The sequence below is a fragment of the Citrobacter sp. S39 genome, assembly GCF_009495675.1.
GTDB lineage: Bacteria > Pseudomonadota > Gammaproteobacteria > Enterobacterales > Enterobacteriaceae > Citrobacter > Citrobacter freundii.
In genome coordinates, this window is the sequence record NZ_CP045555.1 from 193,163 (window position 1) to 210,644 (window position 17,482).

The following is a 17,482-nucleotide window of genomic DNA, read 5'->3' on the forward strand; positions in this document are numbered from 1 at the left end:
GGCTCTTTTACTCCTGATTATTTCGCGGACTGACGGTATTGCTCAATTAACTCGATAAAGTGGTCGAACAGCGGTGCAGCGTCGTGCGGACCCGGACTCGCTTCAGGGTGCCCCTGGAAGCTGAATGCCGGTTTGTCGGTACGATGAATCCCCTGCAAGGTGCCGTCGAACAGTGACTTGTGGGTCACGCGCAGGTTGGCAGGCATGGAGGCTTCATCTACAGCAAAACCGTGGTTCTGCGCGGTGATCATCACGGTATTGTTATCAATATCTTTTACCGGATGGTTACCGCCGTGGTGGCCAAACTTCATCTTAATGGTCTTCGCACCGCTCGCCAGCGCCAACAGCTGATGGCCGAGGCAGATGCCAAATACCGGAATATCGGTTTCGAGGAATTTCTGAATCGCGGTAATCGCATAGTCGCACGGCGCCGGGTCGCCAGGGCCGTTGGACAGGAAGATACCGTCCGGATTCATCTTCAGAACGTCTTCTGCTGAGGTTTTCGCCGGTACAACCGTCAGGCGGCAGCCGCGGTCCGCTAACATACGCAGAATGTTACGTTTAGCGCCGAAATCGTAAGCCACAACGTGGAACGGCAGTTCATCGGCAGATTTTGCTTCCGGCAGGTCACCCGCCAGCGTCCAGCTCCCCTGCGTCCAGCTATAAGGCTCCGCGGTGGTCACTTCTTTCGCCAGATCCATACCGTTCAGGCCAGGGAAAGCTTTTGCCTTCTCCAGTGCCAGCGCCGCATCCGGGTTATCGCCCGCGATGATGCAGCCGTTCTGTGCGCCCTTTTCACGCAGCAAACGCGTCAGCTTACGGGTATCGATATCAGCAATCGCCACAATGTTATGGCGCTTCAGGTAAGAAGAGAGGTCTTCGGTATCGCGGAAGTTGCTGGCAATCAGCGGCAGGTCGCGGATGACCAGGCCTTGCGCATGTACCTGTGAAGATTCTGCATCGGCTTCATTGGTGCCGACATTACCGATATGAGGATAAGTAAGAGTGACGATTTGGCGGGAATAGGAAGGATCAGTGAGGATTTCTTGATAACCGGTCATTGAAGTATTGAAAACGACTTCCCCAACCGCCGAACCTGTTGCCCCTATGGCCCGACCGTGAAACTGGGTTCCGTCTTCCAGAACCAATAGCGCTGACTTAATCAAAACACCCTCCAGAGAATATTCACTCACTTTATTTGCATATTAATTCATTAACACTTCATGAATCAATGCAAATTTGCTTACCTATGGATTTCTGGCAAACGGCGGCATTCTAGAGATAGCCCACGTAAAAGTCTACCCAAAAGGGTAATTTTTATTATTATTTTGCGCCACTGGGATAAATCACACGATTTAACAGGCAAAAAGATCAGCTAACTCGGGGTGGAAAACGCTTGCGGTAGGCAAAGAGTGTAAAAACAGAATACGGGAGAGAAAAAAGTGGACCATTTGGTCAAAATTTACATTGAGATAACATAAACACCCAACAAAATATATACAAACACTCATTTAAAAGAAAAAACACATTAAAAAGCGAAAAAATGAAAGGGCAATAAAATATTGCCCCATGTAATCAATTAATTATGATTACAACAACCACATCACGAAGGGTAGCAAAAGCTATAAATTACGTAAATCAAGCACATCTTTCATATCAAAAAGACCATTTGACTTTGATTTTAGCCAAATTGCCGATCTCACCGCACCGTTAGCAAAAGTCATGCGGCTGGACGCTTTATGCGTGATCTCAATACGCTCGCCAATATCAGCAAACATCGCGGTATGCTCACCAACGATATCCCCCGCCCGCACCGTGGCAAAGCCGATCGTGCCCGGTACGCGCTCGCCGGTGTAACCTTCACGCGAATAGACTGCGCAGTCTTTCAGATCTTTATCCAGCGCCCCGGCAATCGCCTCGCCCATCGCCAGCGCAGTGCCTGACGGCGCATCAACTTTATGGCGGTGGTGGGCTTCAATAATCTCAATATCGGTGTAATCGCCCATCACTTTCGCCGCTTTCTCCAGCAGCTTAAGCATAACGTTCACGCCGACGCTAAAGTTCGCGGCGAAAACGATAGCAATCTCCTGCGCGGCATCACGAATAGCCTGTTTACCCGCGTCATCAAAGCCGGTGGTGCCAATCACCATCCCTTTACCGTGTTGGCGGCAAAACGCCAGATGCGTCAGCGTGCCTTCCGGGCGGGTAAAATCGATGAAAACATCGAAATCATCTTTCACCGCTTCAAGGCTACTTTGTACGGTAACGCCCGTTTTCCCGGCTCCCGCTAACTCTCCGGCATCGCTTCCTAATAAGGAGGAACCTTCGCGCTCCAGCGCCGCGCCCAGCTGTACGCCTTCCATGCCGAGAGTGGCCTGAATCAACTGACGCCCCATGCGTCCTCCGGCTCCCGCGATGGCAACGCGGATTTGTGCATCATGCATAGCTATTCTCTTTTGTTAATTTTACGTAAATCGTTTTCAGATTAACCAGCGCAACGCTGTGCCGCCAGCCGAAAACGTCGATAATTAGAATTTAATGATAAACAGGCAGAGATATCAGTAAAAGGCATGACGCCACGGAATAAGCAGCGTCATCGGGTTATAAAGCGTGGAGATCAAGGGGCCAGCGCCAGTACCTCTGCCACCCACTGCTGGAAACCTTCAACGTTCAGGCCCAACGCAACCTGCGCATTTGCTGGATGCCCCAGACGTCCTTCGATGTCCACCACCGTCGTACCCGAGGTATATTCGCCCTGGGTTTCAACCGCCACGAAACACGACTGCAGGGTAAACAGTTCCGGACGCACCAGCCAGGCAATGGCACACAGATCGTGCATTCGCAGCCCCGTATTCATACTGCCGCTACGGTAATGGCTAAACAGCGCGTGCAGCATTTTTCCCGTCTGGTTAAGCTGGGGGAGCGTCGCCAGATAGTCCGGGGCGAGCATGGCCTGGTTAGTAACATCCAGCCCACACATCACAATATCCAGCCCGCTCTGGAAGACTTTCGCGGCGGCCTCGGGATCGATAGCAATATTAAACTCGGCGTTGGGTGTGAAGTTCCCGCGCCCGGCAGAGCCGCCCATAATCACCAGACGGTGAATGTTGAATACGCATTCAGGATAATGGGTCAGCAGCAGCGCAATGTTGGTCAGCGGGCCAATTGCCACCAGCGTCACGGGCTGCGGGGCATGCATCAGCGCATCGCGAATCGCCTGGAAGGCGGGTTTTGCCATCGCCTGGCGATCATGTTCAACAAATTCATACCCTTCCATACCGGACTCGCCGTGCACGGAAGCGGCATCACGCAGTGGCCGCACCAGCGGCATCGATGCTCCCTGCGCCAGTGGAACATCCGCATTCCAGAAGTGCAGCAGTTGCAACGCATTACGGGTGGTTTTTTCCACCGACACATTGCCTGCTACCGTGGTCATCAGTTGCAGATCCAGCTCAGGGGCAAACAGCGCGGCGGCAATGGCGGCGGCATCATCAATGCCGGGATCGGTATCAAGAATGATCGGTAAGCGCATGGTTTCTCCATAAAAAAATGCCAGACGTTAAGTCTGGCATCTTCTCATAATTGTAACCGGAAAGACTTACTCTACTTCACGAACATCCACACGCAGCTCTTTCGGCACTTCGAAAACGATGTTCTCTTCGCGGCCTTCCAGCGGAATAGCTTCCCCACCGCCAAGCTCCTGCAGGCGAGCAATCACATTTTGCACCAGGATATCCGGCGCCGAGGCTCCGGCCGTCACACCTACGCACTTCGCCTCTTTCACCCACGCTTCCTGGATGTCGGTCGCATCGTCAATCAAATACGCCGCTTTCCCCATTCGCTGTGCCAGTTCAGCCAGACGGTTGGAGTTAGAGGAGTTCTTCGAGCCGACCACCAGCACAACATCAGCCTGTTCCGCCAGCGCGCGAACCGCTTCCTGACGGTTGGTGGTGGCATAACAGATATCGTCTTTGCGCGGTCCGACAATTTTCGGGAAGCGTTGACGCAGAGCATCAATAACGTCAGAAGTATCGTCAACGGAGAGCGTGGTCTGCGTCATGAAGGATAATTTGCCTTCATTTTTCACATTCAGTTTCAGCACATCATCTGGTGATTCAACCAGATACATTCCGCCTTGCGGGTTGCTGTACTGGCCCATCGTGCCTTCAACTTCCGGGTGTCCGGCGTGACCAATCAGAATGGATTCTTCGCCACGACGGCTGGCGCGGGCAACTTCCATATGCACTTTCGTGACTAGCGGACAGGTTGCATCAAAAACCGTGAGGTCGCGGCCTTTGGCTTCGTTACGCACCGCCTGAGACACGCCATGAGCGGAGAAAATCAGGATCGCGCCATCCGGCACTTCGCTGATTTGCTCGATAAAAATAGCGCCGCGCTCGCGCAGGCTATCCACCACATAACGGTTATGTACCACTTCATGACGGACATAAATCGGCGCGCCGTAAATAGCCAACGCGTTTTCGACAATGCTGATAGCGCGGTCTACGCCAGCGCAAAAACCGCGCGGGTTGGCCAACAGGATCTGCATTTTACGCCTCCAGTGCCGGTTCGACTTCCAGCACTTCAATATCAAAATGAACGGTATGCCCAGCCAGCGGATGGTTGAAATCAACCGTGATCGAGTCACCGTTGATTTCACGGATCACGCCAGGCATCTCACTGCCGTCCATTGCGGTAAAGAGCATGATAGCGCCAATTTCTGGCTCGCCCGCGTCCATAAATTCCCGACGCGAGAAATACTGAATTAAGTCCGGACTTGATACGCCAAAGGCGGCATCCGGCTCCAGAGCAAAGGTGGTTTTATCGCCTTCTTTTAGCCCCAGCAGGTGTTGCTCCAGTCCTTCAGACAGAGAACCGTCGCCCAGGCGAAACAGCGCAGGCTTGCCGTTATTGCGGGTTGACTCTGCGGTGGAGCCATCGTCGAGCTTAAGGGTGAAGTGCACCAGCACCGCACTGTTACTCTGTACTGATTTAGACATGCAGGTTGCTCTTTAAAATTGCTGCCGCCTGTCTGCCCGGTGGCGCTACGCTTACCGGGCCTACAAGGATCGCAGTAAATTGTAGGCCGGATTAGCATAGCGCCATCCGGCATTTTTTTATGCGGCTTTTTTCTCTTTCGACGGCAGGAAGCCTTCGAGAACAATCAATGCCGCCCCGATACAAATAGCTGTATCGGCCAGATTGAAGGTCGCGAAATGCCAGTCGCCGACGTAAAAGTCAATCATATCAACCACGAAGCCGTGCCACAGGCGATCGAACAAGTTGCCCAGCGCACCGCCAATGATTAACGCATACGCGATGTTGTTCAGCTTCTGCGTCGCCTTCGAGCGATACATCATCACCATCAGGATGACGCAAATACCGATAGCGATACCGGCAAAGAACCAACGTTGCCAGCCGCCGCTGTCAGCTAAGAAGCTAAACGCCGCACCATAGTTACGCGCGTAGTGCAGATTAAGCGACGGAAACAGCGACACCGTATCCCCCAGAGCAAAGTTCTGGAGGATCAGGTATTTGCTGCCTAAATCGATAATCAGCACGACTACCACCAGCCACAGCCAGCGTAGTCCTGTTGAACAAAGAGGCTTACTCATCAGGCAAACTTACGTTGTTCGCCATCACCGGCGATGTTGCTGACACAGCGTCCGCAGATATCTGCATGTTCCGCCACCTGGCCGACGTCGGTAGTGTAATGCCAGCAGCGCGGGCATTTCTCACCTTCGGCTTTGCTCAGTACGATTTTCAGACCTTTGAGCAGTTCGCTCTGCTGAGCATCAGCAGGAGCAGCCGCATAATCCGCAACCGTCGCACCAGAGGTCAGCAGTACAAAACGCAACTCTTCACCCAGCGCGGTCAGTTTCGCCGCCAGCTCAGGTTCAGCGTACAGGGTCACTGCCGCTTCCAGAGAACCGCCGACTTTCTTATCCGCACGCGCCTGCTCGATAACCTTGTTCACTTCGCCGCGCACTTTCAGCAGCTCGTCCCAGTAGGCATCGTTCATCGCTTCGGTTTCGCCTAAGCCAAACAGACCTTCGTACCATTCACCGGTAAAGACGTACTTCTCACGATCGCCCGGCAGGTAGCCCCAGATTTCATCGGCGGTGAAGGACATGATCGGCGCCATCCAACGAACCAGCGCTTCTGCAATATGGAACAGCGCAGTCTGGCAGCTACGACGCGCCACACTGTCCGCTTTCGCGGTATACTGACGGTCTTTGATGATGTCGAGGTAGAACGAACCCATTTCTACGGAGCAGAAGCGCATCAGGCGCTGTACCACTTCGTGGAAGTCATAGGCTTCATAGGCTTTCAGGATTTCGTCCTGCGCCGCTTGCGCACAACCTACCGCCCAACGATCCAGCACCACCATCTCTTCCGGTTTCACCATGTCTTTAACCGGATCGAACCCGTTCAGGTTCGCCAGCAGGAAGCGCGCGGTGTTACGGATACGACGATAGCTGTCGGCAGCACGTTTCAGGATTTCGTCAGAAACGGCCATTTCACCGGTGTAATCGGTAGAAGCAACCCACAGACGCAGAATATCCGCGCCCAGTTTGTTCATCACGTCCTGCGGAGAAACGGTGTTACCGATAGATTTGGACATCTTACGGCCCTGACCATCAACGGTGAAACCGTGGGTCAGTACCTGGCGATAAGGTGCTTTGCCTTTCATGGCGGTGGAGATCATCAAGGAAGACATGAACCAGCCACGGTGCTGGTCAGAACCTTCCAGATACATATCTGCCGCATGGCCCGCAAACTCAGGACGCACATCCACGACGGATGAGTGGGTTGAACCGGAGTCGAACCACACGTCCAGCGTATCCGGGACTTTGACATACTGGTCAGCTTCGTCGCCGAGGATATCTTTCGGATCGAGATCCCACCACGCCTGGATGCCGTCAACTTCAACGCGTTTAGCCACTTCTTCCATCAGTTCGATAGCGCGCGGATGCAGCTCTTCGGTGTCTTTGTGAACAAACAGAGACATCGGCACACCCCACGTACGCTGACGGGAGATACACCAGTCAGGACGGTTGGCAACCATCGATTCAATACGCGCCTGGCCCCAGTCCGGGATCCACTGTACGCCTTTGATCTCTTTCAGCGACTGCGCGCGCAGGCCTTTCTGATCCATGCTGACGAACCACTGCGGGGTCGCACGGAAGATGATCGGTGACTTGTGACGCCAGCAGCATGGGTAGCTGTGCTGCATCTTCTCAACGTGCAGCAGCGCGCCTTTTTCGCTCAGCAGCGCAACGATTTTGTCGTTGGCTTTAAAAACGTTTACACCGTCCAGATCCGGATAGGTACCCGCCAGGTATGCGCCGTCCGGGCCAACCGGGTTAGCGATTTCCAGACCGTATTTCTGGCTGATGACGTAGTCATCCGGACCGTGACCGCCAGCGGTATGGACCGCACCGGTACCCGCGTCCAGCGTAACGTGATCGCCAAGGATAGCCGGCACGTCAAAGCCCATAAACGGATGGGTAAAGCGCAGCAGTTCCAGCTCAGCGCCTTTCACGGTGCCGAGAATGGTGTATTCAGCCGCGCCAATACGCTGCATGACGCTTTCAACCAGATCTTTCGCCAGAATCACAGCCTGGCCTTCAATCTGCACCAGCGCATAGTCAAAATCAGGTGCCAGAGAGATTGCGCGGTTCGCCGGTAACGTCCACGGGGTAGTGGTCCAGATAACCAGAGAGATCGGGCCGTTGACGTCAGAAACGCCAAATTTCGCTTTCACCGCATCCTGATCGGCAGCGTGGAACGCCACGTCGATGGACGGGGAGGTTTTGTCATAATACTCAACTTCCGCTTCCGCCAGCGCGGAACGGCAGTCAACGCACCAGTGTACCGGCTTCGCACCTTTGTGCAGGTGACCGTTGCCGATGATTTTACCCAGCGCACGAATGATGTTGGCTTCAGTTTTGAAGTCCATGGTCAGGTACGGATGCGACCAGTCGCCCAGTACGCCAAGACGGATAAAGTCTTTACGCTGACCATCAACCTGGGTCGCTGCGTATTCACGGCACTTGGCGCGGAACTCAGCAGCGGTGAACTTCTCGCCCGGCTTGCCGTATTCCTGCTCTACTTTCAGCTCGATCGGCAGACCGTGACAGTCCCAGCCCGGAACGTACGGCGAGTCATAGCCCGTGAGTCCTTTGGACTTCACGATAATGTCTTTCAGAATCTTGTTAACCGAGTGACCAATATGAATGCTGCCATTCGCATAAGGAGGGCCATCATGCAGAATGAAGGTTTTTTTGCCTTTTTTGGCCGCACGAATGATGCCGTACAGGTCATCATCAGTCCAACGCGCCAGCATTCCCGGTTCGCGCTTGGCGAGATCGCCGCGCATCGGGAACCCTGTTTCCGGCAAATTCAGGGTTGATTTATAGTCACTCATCAGATTCTCGGTTCCGTATTTAAAACTCGTATAGGCATTAAGCCGGTTTTGTTAGCCCAAAAAATTCACGGGCAGTCAACTCATCACGCGCAATCTGCGCTTTTAGTTCATCCAGCGAGGCAAATCGCTGTTCGCTGCGTATTTTTTTACGCAGTACTACATCTATATGGCGACCATACAGGTCCATTACAACGTCCAATAGATGCACTTCCAACTGCTGGCGTACGCCTGCTACCGTCGGGCGGGTGCCGATGTTGGCGACGCCGGGCAACGGTTTGTCACCCAGTCCCATCACTTCAACCGCATAAACACCTTTCACCGGAGAAACCTGACGACGAAGCGGTAAGTTTGCCGTCGGAAAACCGATGGTGCGCCCTAACTCATCACCGTGAACGACGCGTCCTGAGATAGTAAAAGGATGCCCAAGCAGGCTTTCGGCCAGTTGCAGGTTATCTTCGGCCAGCGCCTGACGTACTGCGGTGCTGCTGATACGCACACCGCCTTCACAGAAGGTTTGGGTGCTGGTGATATCAAAACCATACTCAGCGCCCGCTTCCTGTAATAACAAGAAATCGCCCGCACGGCTAGCGCCAAAGCGGAAATCATCGCCAACGGCAAGAAATTGTACACCAAGGCGCTTCACCAGCAGGTCGCTGATGAAGGTCTGCGCCGTTAATGCGGCGAAACGCCTGTCAAAACGCACACACAGCACGTAGTCCACACCGCATTCGGCCAGATAACGCAGTTTTTCCCGCAGGCGGGTAAGGCGCGCAGGTGACTTGTCCGTCGCAAAAAGTTCCAGCGGCTGTGGCTCGAAAATCATTACCACCACCGGTAAATTGCGTTTGCGCCCTTCTTCCCGTAAGCCTTGCAGCAACGCAAGGTGGCCACGGTGCACACCGTCGAAATTACCAATAGTCAGCACACACCCATGCGGGGCCTGGCTGAGATTATGTATGCCTCGTATCAGCTTCATGTCTGGCTCAAAACAGTGAAAATCGTGAAAGTATACCCTGTACCGCGGTCAAGGTTAACCGGCGATTGTTTCTACGAAACAGAAAGAGGATGGTTTTCATTGTTATGAAACAAATTGACGCCCTTCACGGGTACACCAATACAATTTTTCTCGTCGAAAAGCTGTATTCACGCCACGCAAGCTGGTAGAATCCTGCGCCATCACTACGCAACGAGTGCTGGAATTTAAACGGCGCTTATTTGCACAAATCCATTGACAAAAGAAGGCTAAAAGGGCATATTCCTCGGCCTTTGAATTGTCCATATAGAACACATTTGGGAGTTGGACCTTGGCTAATATCAAATCAGCTAAGAAGCGCGCCGTTCAGTCTGAAAAGGCCCGCAAGCACAACGCTAGCCGTCGCTCTATGATGCGTACTTTCATCAAGAAAGTATACGCAGCTATCGAAGCTGGCGACAAAGCTACTGCACTGAAAGCATTTAACGAAATGCAACCAATCGTGGACCGTCAGGCTGCTAAAGGTCTGATCCACAAAAACAAAGCTGCACGTCATAAAGCAAACCTGACTGCACAGATCAACAAACTGGCTTAATCGCCTGCTTGTTGACGCTTTGTGAAAAAACCCGCGAAAGCGGGTTTTTTTATGCTTGCTATCTGGCGTTTTTCTCTTCAACCACTGATGTTGTTCTCACTCGCCCACGCTCTTCCTGACCAGCCTGTTTTTTCAGCTATCCCTCCCTTAGTTAGTCGCGTCGCGTAATACTTGAAAGTTATTTTCTTTCACTGTTTTCCTTTTTTTATTTCATTATTAAAAAAACTGTGACCACCTTAGCAAATAGAAACATCTCTCATTCAAAAACGAATAAACGCAATCCTGATGTAAGATTTGATAATTGATTGCTGCGGTAGGGTCAACTACTTTCCATGTACACCTTACTCACTCATTTTAATCTGAGGTTAAATTCAGTAACGACATAAAAAATAATATTTAAAACTTGCTTGGAAAGTAAAAGTTGTTTTTCTGGGCGTATCGCACCAATATCGGAGTTATTATTATGAGTTCTGTTATTGAGGATACCCAGTCTTGCGGGTCAGCATCATTATCTTTACTACAGCGTATTAGCTACGGCTCTTTGGATGTGGCAGGTAATCTACTGTACTGTTTCGGCTCAACCTACATCTTATATTTCTACACTGACGTTGCGGGTATTAGTCTCGCCGTAGCAGGTGTCATCCTGCTGTTGGCGCGTATCGTAGATGGTATAGATGCCCCAATCTGGGGGATCATTATCGATAAAACACGTTCACGTTATGGTAAATGTCGTCCCTGGTTCTTATGGCTACCGCTGCCTTTTGGTGTATTCAGCGCGCTGTCATTTTGGTCTCCAGATATCAGCATGATAGGAAAAGCCATATATGCAGCAATATCCTACATGATTGCCAGCATTTTATTTACCGGACTCAATACACCGCTCAGCGCAATATTACCTCTAATGACTCTGTCCCCTAAGGAACGGCTAGTATTAAATTCCTGGAGAATGACCGGGGGACAAATTGGGGTTTTATTAATGAATGCCACAGCATTACCCCTGGTTGCATTTTTAGGTAACGGAAATGATCATGCCGGATTTATTTACACGGCGATTCTGTTTGCTGCAATATCCTGTTCGCTAACGCTTTTCGCCTTTAAAAATATCCGCGAAATGGATGCGGATAAAATACAGCAAGAACCAAAACTGCCGATGAAAAAAAGTTTCACGGCAATGAAAGGTAACTGGCCATGGATCCTGATGGTGCTGGCCAATCTGATCTTCTGGATTGCCCTGCAACAGCGGTCCACAACCATTGTTTATTATCTGACCTACAACCTCGATCGCAAAGACCTGGTTCCGCTGATTAACAGTCTGGCGACGATTCAGATCCTGTTCATCATCGCCATCCCTTTCTTTAGCAAATTCCTGGCTAAAACCTGGATATGGGTAGGTGGCTTGCTGGTCGCCACGTTCGGCGGCGTCTTGATGTGGCTGGCGGCGGACAACATACCTTTCCTCATCGCGGCCTGGGTGCTCGGCAATATCGGTAGCGGAATCGCCTGCTCAATGCCGTTTGCCATGTTGGGCTTTGCCGTCGACTTCGGTGCCTGGAAAACGGGCATTAAGGCCACGGGCATTCTTATCGCCTTCGGCAGTACTTTCTGCATCAAGATGGGCAGTGGTCTGGGTACCGCTTTCGCCGCCTGGATCATGAACAGTTTTGGCTATGTCCCGAACCATGCCCAAAGCGCTGCGGGCCTGGAAGGCATTACCTGGGCTTTTATCTGGGCGCCCGCCCTACTCTTCGCACTCGCGGCGATCCCGCTACTTTTCTTCCGTAAGTACGAAGCAATGGAAGAGACGATTCGCCACGATCTGGAAACCATCACCCAATAACTTTCTTAATCTTTACCCTCAAAATATGGGAGGCACCACCATGCCATTTGTGCAACATGACCCGCGTCGTCTGGTCTGGCAGCAAAACGATCGCTATTTGTGGATTGAACCCTGGGGCGAGAACAGCCTGCGCGTACGCAGTGGTCGTCATCTGCCGGTAATGAGAAATGAAGACTGGGCATTGACTGAGCCAGTCGCAGAAAGCCACTGCCACATCGATTATGAGCACCACCAGGCGACACTGACCAACGGCAAAATTATCGCTATCGTCAATCAAAAAGGACAAGTTACCTTTTACCGTCATCCACACAAACCCCTGTTGCAGGAGTTCTGGCGCCTGCGGGGCGAAATTGGCGAGGATGAATCTTCTCACGGCCAGTACGTCAGCGCACTCAACCTTGAGGGACGCGAATTCCGCCCTATTCAGGGTGGGAAATATTCACTTAAAGCCCGCTTCGAAGCCACCGAAGGGGAAAAAATTTACGGCATGGGCCAATATCAGCAGGCCAATCTGGATCTCAAAGGATGCGTGCTCGAACTAGCCCAGCGCAACTCTCAGGCCTCGGTGCCCTTTATGCTCTCAAGCCTGGGCTACGGATTTTTATGGAATAACCCTGCGGTCGGCCGCGTGACGTTCGCCCACAACGTGACCGAGTGGGAAGCTCAAATCAGCGAGCAGCTGGACTACTGGATCACCGCTGGCGATACCCCGGCAGAAATTAGCCGGGCGTATGCGCTCGCCACGGGCACGCCACCAATGATGCCGGATTACGCCATGGGCTTCTGGCAGTGCAAGTTACGTTATCGCACTCAGGAGGAGTTGCTCGCCGTCGCCCGCGAGTACAAACGGCGCAACCTCCCCATCTCGGTCATCGTGATCGATTTCTTCCACTGGCCAAATCAGGGGGACTGGATGTTCGACTCGCGGGACTGGCCCGATCCCGATGCCATGATCGCCGAGCTAAAATCGCTAGGTATTGAGCTAATGGTCTCCGTGTGGCCAACCGTGGATAGCCGAACCGAAAGCTATCGGGAGATGCGTGAAAACGGCTGGCTGGTGCAAACGGAACGCGGATTGCCGATTAATATGGATTTCCTCGGCAATACCACTTTCTTTGATGCCACCCATCCCGGCGCTCGCGACTACGTCTGGGGTAAAGCAAAACGCAACTATTACGATAAAGGCGTGAAGCTCTTCTGGCTAGACGAAGCCGAGCCGGAGTTCAGCGTTTACGACTACGATAATTATCGCTACCACGCCGGACCGGTGCTGGAAGTGGGCAATATCTACCCGCGAATGTATGCCAAAACCTTTTTTGACGGCATGAAAGCCGATGGCGAAGACCAGGTGATCAACCTGCTGCGCTGCGCCTGGGCCGGAAGTCAGAAATACGGCGCGCTGGTCTGGTCAGGTGATATCCACTCATCGTTTCGTTCTCTGCGCAATCAGTTTGCCGCCGGGATGAATATGGGGATTGCAGGTATCCCGTGGTGGACAACAGATATTGGCGGCTTTCATGGCGGCAATATTCACGACCCACACTTTCATGAGTTGCTGATTCGCTGGTTCCAGTGGGGCGTGTTTAGCCCAGTGATGCGCCTGCACGGCAACCGCGATCCGCAAATTTTACCAGAACATCCTTACCGTGATGGTATTGCCCAGTGTCCGACCGGTGCGGCAAACGAAGTGTGGAGCTATGGTGAAGAGGTGTGCGAAGTGTTGACCGGCTGTCTGACGTTGCGAGAAAAGTTAAAGCCGTACATCAAAGCGGTGATGGCGGAAACACACGAACGCAATGCCCCGGTTATGCGCACCCTGTTTTTTGAATTTCCTGAGCAGACAAAAAGCTGGGAGATCGCCGATCAGTACTGTTTTGGTCCCGATCTGCTGATTGCTCCGGTGATGCATGAAGGCATGCGCGAGCGTGACGTTTGGCTACCGGAAGGGGAAACATGGACGGATCTTGCAACCGGCGAGAGCTATCAGGGAGGACAAACGCTGTGCTATGACGCTCCCCTGAACAGAATTCCGGTATTTATCCGCGAAGGCGGGCAGTATCGTAATATGTTGAAACTGTAGTCAAAGTCCGGCTGCGGTTAGTACACCGCAGCCGGCAACATGAAGGCGTTTAGACCTGTGGCGACTTGAACAGTGCTGAGTAGTCCGCATTGCAAATACGCTGCACCGCCGGATGCTGGATCATCCTTTCCGCAAATATGGCGTGATACTCCTCCATCACATTCTCTACGCGTCCAATTTCAACAATAGAATCATCGGCATAGAAATTGTGTGAATACAGCGTAGGCGCAACGAAAATGGCATTATGCGTTGCGCCAAACGCTTTCATCAGCGCAGCATCATCAAACTCGCCGAGGATTTCGACATTCAATCCTTGTGAGTTGATCCAATTCAGCAGCTTACGACCGAGCATTGAACGACGTCCAGGAATCAGTAATCGACGCTCCTCAAGGCAGGCCGGGAAGGGTTTTTCAGGCAGCGGCTTGGTACACCAAAAACTCACGCTGCATTCGCCTATCCGCACCGAGAACAGCCCTTCCTGCTGTGTAGAATCGATCGGACAATCGGAGATAATCATATCCAGCTTATGCTGGCTGAGTTGATCCAACAGCATCTCGTGTGTTGACTCAAAACAACGCAGATGGATTTGTTCATCTTCAACCACAGCGGCATCCAGCACGCTACTGACCAGCTGCTTCGATAGCGCATCCGCCACGCCGACATCAAACAGTAAATTAGACTCTTTGCGGTAGTTCACGATATCCAGCATTTCCTGGCTTAAGGTGAACATCTTATCCGCATAACGAAAAACCAATTCGCCTAACTCACTGGGCTCCAGCCCACGCCCCTTGCGCTTGAACAGCTTTCCCTGCAAGCGTTCCTCAAGCGCTTTAATCTGCCCGGTAATGGTCTGCGGTGTCAGATAAAGCGCTTCTGCTGCGCCAACCACCGAACCTTCTTTATAGACATGCCAAAAGTAGTACAGGTGGTTGTAGTTTATATGAGACATACTCTCTCCCTGAAAATTGTCACGAAAGGGCTATCCCGTCAGGCTGACGCGTTCAACCGGGTGCGTAACCAGCAGTAACCAATTACCGCCGACAGTAAGGAGCCAATCAGGATCCCCAGTTTCGCCCAGTTAATCAGCTCAGGATCGACGTTCCCAAACGCCAGGCTGGCGATAAAAATCGACATCGTAAAGCCAATGCCGCACAGAATGCCGACCGCCATAATCTGCTGGAAATTCGTTCCCTCTGGCAATTGCGCCACCTTGAGGCGTAACGCCAGCCAGCAAAACAGACTGATACCCAACGGTTTACCGATCAACAAACCAGCAATGATCCCCAGCGGTAATACCGAGGTCAGTCCATCAATAGTGACGCCCTGCAGTGAAACGCCCGCGTTGGCGAAGGCAAACAGTGGCAGGATCAGGTATGCCACCCATGGATGCAGAACATGCTCCAGTCGCTTCGCCGGCGAACGCCCGTGTTTTTCCTTCAACGGAATAAAGAAGCCCACGATCACACCCGCCAAAGTTGCATGCACGCCCGACTTCAGTACGGCAGTCCACAGCACCACGCCAACCAGAATATAAATCCCGGTACGTCTCACTCCGCACAGATTCAATGCCGCCAGAACGAGGATCGCGCACGCGGCAACCCCCAGCGACAACAGCGAGAGATCGCTGGTATAGAACAGCGCGATAATTACGATAGCACCGAGGTCGTCGATAATCGCCAGCGCCATCAGGAATATTTTCAACGCCAGCGGTACACGGCTGCCCAACAGCGCCAGCACGCCTAATGCAAAAGCGATATCCGTTGCCGCCGGGATCGCCCACCCTTCACGGGTGATGGGATCGGCATAGTTGAATGCCAGGTACAGCAGCGCCGGGACAATCATGCCCCCGATAGCGGCAATGATCGGAAACGCTGCCTGACGCAGGCTAGCCAGCGAGCCTTGCATCAACTCACGCTTCACCTCCAGACCAATCAACAGGAAGAACACCGCCATCAATGCGTCGTTGATCCACAGCAGCATATTTTTGTTGATCTCAAGCGCGCCAACCCGCAGTTGAACGGGCGTTTCCAAAAAGGCGTGGTACCATCCACTGGTTACCCCGATGTTTGCCATCAGCATAGCGACCACGGCAGCGATGATCAGAATGATGCCCCCCGAGGCGTCACTACTAAAAAAACGATGCAGATGTTTCACTTTTATTCTCTCTATTGGGTGAATACTTCGTAAATACTATCTTACACCCTCAAAAAGCTCGTTAAAATTAGATTATTTGTGATTGATAGATCGGTTTTTACGACCTATTCAGATAAAGTCGATAAAGATTTTCCGAGCGGAAAACAGAAATAAAAAAGCCTGAGGCTTTTCAGTCCCAGGCTTTTTATTCAAGATAAAACGGCGAATTAGCGAGTCAGATCGTCAAAGAACTTCTTCACACCGTCGAAGAAGCTTTTGGAACGCGGGCTGTTGTTTTCGCCGGTAGGACCGCCGAAGCTTTCCTGCAGATCTTTCAGCAACTGCTTCTGCTTGTCGTTCAAACCAACCGGGGTTTCAACAACTACACGGCACAGCAGATCGCCCTGAGCGCCACCGCGTACAGACTTGACGCCCTTTCCACGCATGCGGAAAAGTTTGCCAGTTTGCGTTTCGCCCGGAATTTTTAGCTTCACGCGACCATCCAGCGTCGGGACTTCAATCTCGCCGCCCAGAGCAGCCATCGCAAAGTTAATCGGCACTTCGCAGTAGAGGTTATTGCCTTCACGTTCGAAAATTGGGTGTTGTTTTACCTGCACCTGAACGTACAAATCACCTGCTGGCGCGCCATGCTCACCGGCTTCGCCTTCACCAGACAAACGGATACGGTCGCCGGTATCAACCCCTGCCGGGATTTTAACAGACAGCGTTTTGCTCTTCTCAACGCGACCATGCCCGTGGCATTTGTTGCACGGATCTTTGATCAGTGTACCGCGGCCCTGACAGTGTGGACAGGTCTGCTGTACGGCAAAAAAGCCCTGACGCATCTGTACCTGACCAGAACCGTGACAGGTTGGACAGGTCTGCGGCTGAGTGCCCGCCTTCGCGCCGCTACCGTGGCAGACGTCACACTCTTCCAGAGTCGGAATACGGATCTCTTTGGTGACGCCACGCACGGCTTCTTCCAGAGTGAGATCCATGTTGTAACGTAAATCAGCACCACGTGAGGCGCGCTGACGACCACGACCGCCGCCAAAGATATCGCCAAACACGTCACCAAAGATATCGCTGAAGTCAGCCCCGCCGCCAAAACCGCCGCCGCCGCCCATGCCGCCTTGCTCAAACGCAGCATGACCGTACTGATCGTAGGCCGCACGTTTTTGCGCATCGGTCAGGATCTCGTACGCTTCTTTGATCTCTTTAAACTTGGCTTCGGCCTCTTTATCACCCTGGTTGCGGTCCGGGTGATATTTCATGGCCAGGCGCTTGTAGGCCTTTTTGATTTCACGCTCTTCCGCTGATTTGGAAACGCCTAAAATCTCGTAATAGTCTTGCTTAGCCATCTCTTTTTATCTGCCCCTAACATGCGTGCACGGGCGGAGAGGAAACCTCTTCGCCCGTGCCAGTAATTACCC

The 17,482-nt window shown here is 52.5% G+C and carries 14 protein-coding genes and 1 pseudogene; 3 read left to right on the plus strand and 12 right to left on the minus strand.

All coding sequences use genetic code 11. The features are described 5' to 3' along the window. Positions 1-17: 17 nt before the first annotated feature. From carA to GFB57_RS00875, 9 genes and pseudogenes are all read right to left on the minus strand, one after another. Positions 18-1,166: a glutamine-hydrolyzing carbamoyl-phosphate synthase small subunit gene (gene carA, locus GFB57_RS00835; protein ID WP_003018918.1), complete on the minus strand. Its 1,149-nt coding sequence runs from the start codon at positions 1,164-1,166 to the stop codon at positions 18-20. A gap of 456 nt (positions 1,167-1,622) precedes the next feature. After that, positions 1,623-2,444, minus strand: coding sequence for a 4-hydroxy-tetrahydrodipicolinate reductase (gene dapB, locus GFB57_RS00840; protein WP_003018920.1), 822 nt, complete (start codon positions 2,442-2,444; stop codon positions 1,623-1,625). A gap of 173 nt (positions 2,445-2,617) precedes the next feature. Then, the gene (gene rihC / locus GFB57_RS00845; RefSeq protein ID WP_003018923.1) at positions 2,618-3,532 is read right to left on the minus strand and encodes a ribonucleoside hydrolase RihC; all 915 of its coding nucleotides are present in this window, start codon (positions 3,530-3,532) and stop codon (positions 2,618-2,620) included. Positions 3,533-3,598: 66 nt separating this feature from the next. Next, positions 3,599-4,549, minus strand: a complete 951-nt coding sequence (gene ispH / locus GFB57_RS00850) for a 4-hydroxy-3-methylbut-2-enyl diphosphate reductase (protein ID WP_003018925.1) — start codon at positions 4,547-4,549, stop codon at positions 3,599-3,601. Position 4,550: 1 nt separating this feature from the next. Continuing rightward, positions 4,551-5,000, minus strand: coding sequence for an FKBP-type peptidyl-prolyl cis-trans isomerase (fkpB, locus tag GFB57_RS00855; protein WP_003018929.1), 450 nt, complete (start codon positions 4,998-5,000; stop codon positions 4,551-4,553). Positions 5,001-5,117: 117 nt separating this feature from the next. Beyond that, positions 5,118-5,615 carry a signal peptidase II gene (gene lspA / locus GFB57_RS00860; protein WP_003018932.1) on the minus strand — a complete coding sequence of 166 codons (498 nt, stop codon included), beginning with the start codon at positions 5,613-5,615 and terminating at the stop codon, positions 5,118-5,120. Further along, on the minus strand, positions 5,615-8,431 hold the full coding sequence (gene ileS, locus GFB57_RS00865) for an isoleucine--tRNA ligase (RefSeq protein WP_003018934.1): 2,817 nt from the start codon (positions 8,429-8,431) through the stop codon (positions 5,615-5,617). The genes lspA and ileS overlap by 1 nt, the downstream gene beginning before the upstream one ends. Before the next feature lie 37 nt (positions 8,432-8,468). Continuing rightward, positions 8,469-9,407 (minus strand): bifunctional riboflavin kinase/FAD synthetase, encoded by a 939-nt coding sequence (gene ribF / locus GFB57_RS00870; protein ID WP_003018937.1) that lies wholly within the window; start codon positions 9,405-9,407, stop codon positions 8,469-8,471. A 7-nt stretch (positions 9,408-9,414) separates the two neighbouring features. After that, positions 9,415-9,618 (minus strand): annotated as a pseudogene (locus GFB57_RS00875) (DUF2575 domain-containing protein). Between the two features lie 117 nt (positions 9,619-9,735). On the opposite strand from GFB57_RS00875, the gene rpsT reads away from it, so the two are divergent. The 3 genes from rpsT to GFB57_RS00890 all read left to right on the plus strand — a co-directional run bounded on the left by rpsT (position 9,736) and on the right by GFB57_RS00890 (position 13,916). Then, the gene (gene rpsT / locus GFB57_RS00880) at positions 9,736-9,999 is read left to right on the plus strand and encodes a 30S ribosomal protein S20 (RefSeq protein WP_003018940.1); all 264 of its coding nucleotides are present in this window, start codon (positions 9,736-9,738) and stop codon (positions 9,997-9,999) included. Between the two features lie 463 nt (positions 10,000-10,462). Then, positions 10,463-11,836 carry an MFS transporter gene (locus GFB57_RS00885; protein ID WP_290366921.1) on the plus strand — a complete coding sequence of 458 codons (1,374 nt, stop codon included), beginning with the start codon at positions 10,463-10,465 and terminating at the stop codon, positions 11,834-11,836. A 40-nt stretch (positions 11,837-11,876) separates the two neighbouring features. Further along, a complete protein-coding gene (locus GFB57_RS00890) occupies positions 11,877-13,916 on the plus strand; it encodes a glycoside hydrolase family 31 protein (protein WP_003018947.1) in 2,040 nt (679 codons plus the stop codon). A gap of 49 nt (positions 13,917-13,965) precedes the next feature. Here the strand turns inward: GFB57_RS00890 and nhaR are convergent, their stop codons facing one another. From nhaR to dnaJ, 3 genes are all read right to left on the minus strand, one after another. Then, on the minus strand, positions 13,966-14,865 hold the full coding sequence (gene nhaR / locus GFB57_RS00895; protein ID WP_003018949.1) for a transcriptional activator NhaR: 900 nt from the start codon (positions 14,863-14,865) through the stop codon (positions 13,966-13,968). Between the two features lie 38 nt (positions 14,866-14,903). Next, on the minus strand, positions 14,904-16,070 hold the full coding sequence (nhaA, locus tag GFB57_RS00900; RefSeq protein WP_003018952.1) for a Na+/H+ antiporter NhaA: 1,167 nt from the start codon (positions 16,068-16,070) through the stop codon (positions 14,904-14,906). A 206-nt stretch (positions 16,071-16,276) separates the two neighbouring features. After that, positions 16,277-17,410, minus strand: a complete 1,134-nt coding sequence (gene dnaJ, locus GFB57_RS00905) for a molecular chaperone DnaJ (RefSeq protein WP_003018956.1) — start codon at positions 17,408-17,410, stop codon at positions 16,277-16,279. Positions 17,411-17,482: the final 72 nt, after the last annotated feature.

What these genes read in the sequence shown, in the direction of transcription:
- GFB57_RS00890 (WP_003018947.1), top strand. Translation starts at nt 11,877, where the DNA reads ATGCCATTTGTGCAACATGACCCGCGTCGTCTGGTCTGGCAGCAAAAC.
- dapB (WP_003018920.1), bottom strand. Translation starts at nt 2,444, where the DNA reads ATGCATGATGCACAAATCCGCGTTGCCATCGCGGGAGCCGGAGGACGC.
- rihC (WP_003018923.1), bottom strand. Translation starts at nt 3,532, where the DNA reads ATGCGCTTACCGATCATTCTTGATACCGATCCCGGCATTGATGATGCC.
- ileS (WP_003018934.1), bottom strand. Translation starts at nt 8,431, where the DNA reads ATGAGTGACTATAAATCAACCCTGAATTTGCCGGAAACAGGGTTCCCG.
- ispH (WP_003018925.1), bottom strand. Translation starts at nt 4,549, where the DNA reads ATGCAGATCCTGTTGGCCAACCCGCGCGGTTTTTGCGCTGGCGTAGAC.
- GFB57_RS00885 (WP_290366921.1), top strand. Translation starts at nt 10,463, where the DNA reads ATGAGTTCTGTTATTGAGGATACCCAGTCTTGCGGGTCAGCATCATTA.
- fkpB (WP_003018929.1), bottom strand. Translation starts at nt 5,000, where the DNA reads ATGTCTAAATCAGTACAGAGTAACAGTGCGGTGCTGGTGCACTTCACC.
- lspA (WP_003018932.1), bottom strand. Translation starts at nt 5,615, where the DNA reads ATGAGTAAGCCTCTTTGTTCAACAGGACTACGCTGGCTGTGGCTGGTG.
- nhaR (WP_003018949.1), bottom strand. Translation starts at nt 14,865, where the DNA reads ATGTCTCATATAAACTACAACCACCTGTACTACTTTTGGCATGTCTAT.
- dnaJ (WP_003018956.1), bottom strand. Translation starts at nt 17,410, where the DNA reads ATGGCTAAGCAAGACTATTACGAGATTTTAGGCGTTTCCAAATCAGCG.
- ribF (WP_003018937.1), bottom strand. Translation starts at nt 9,407, where the DNA reads ATGAAGCTGATACGAGGCATACATAATCTCAGCCAGGCCCCGCATGGG.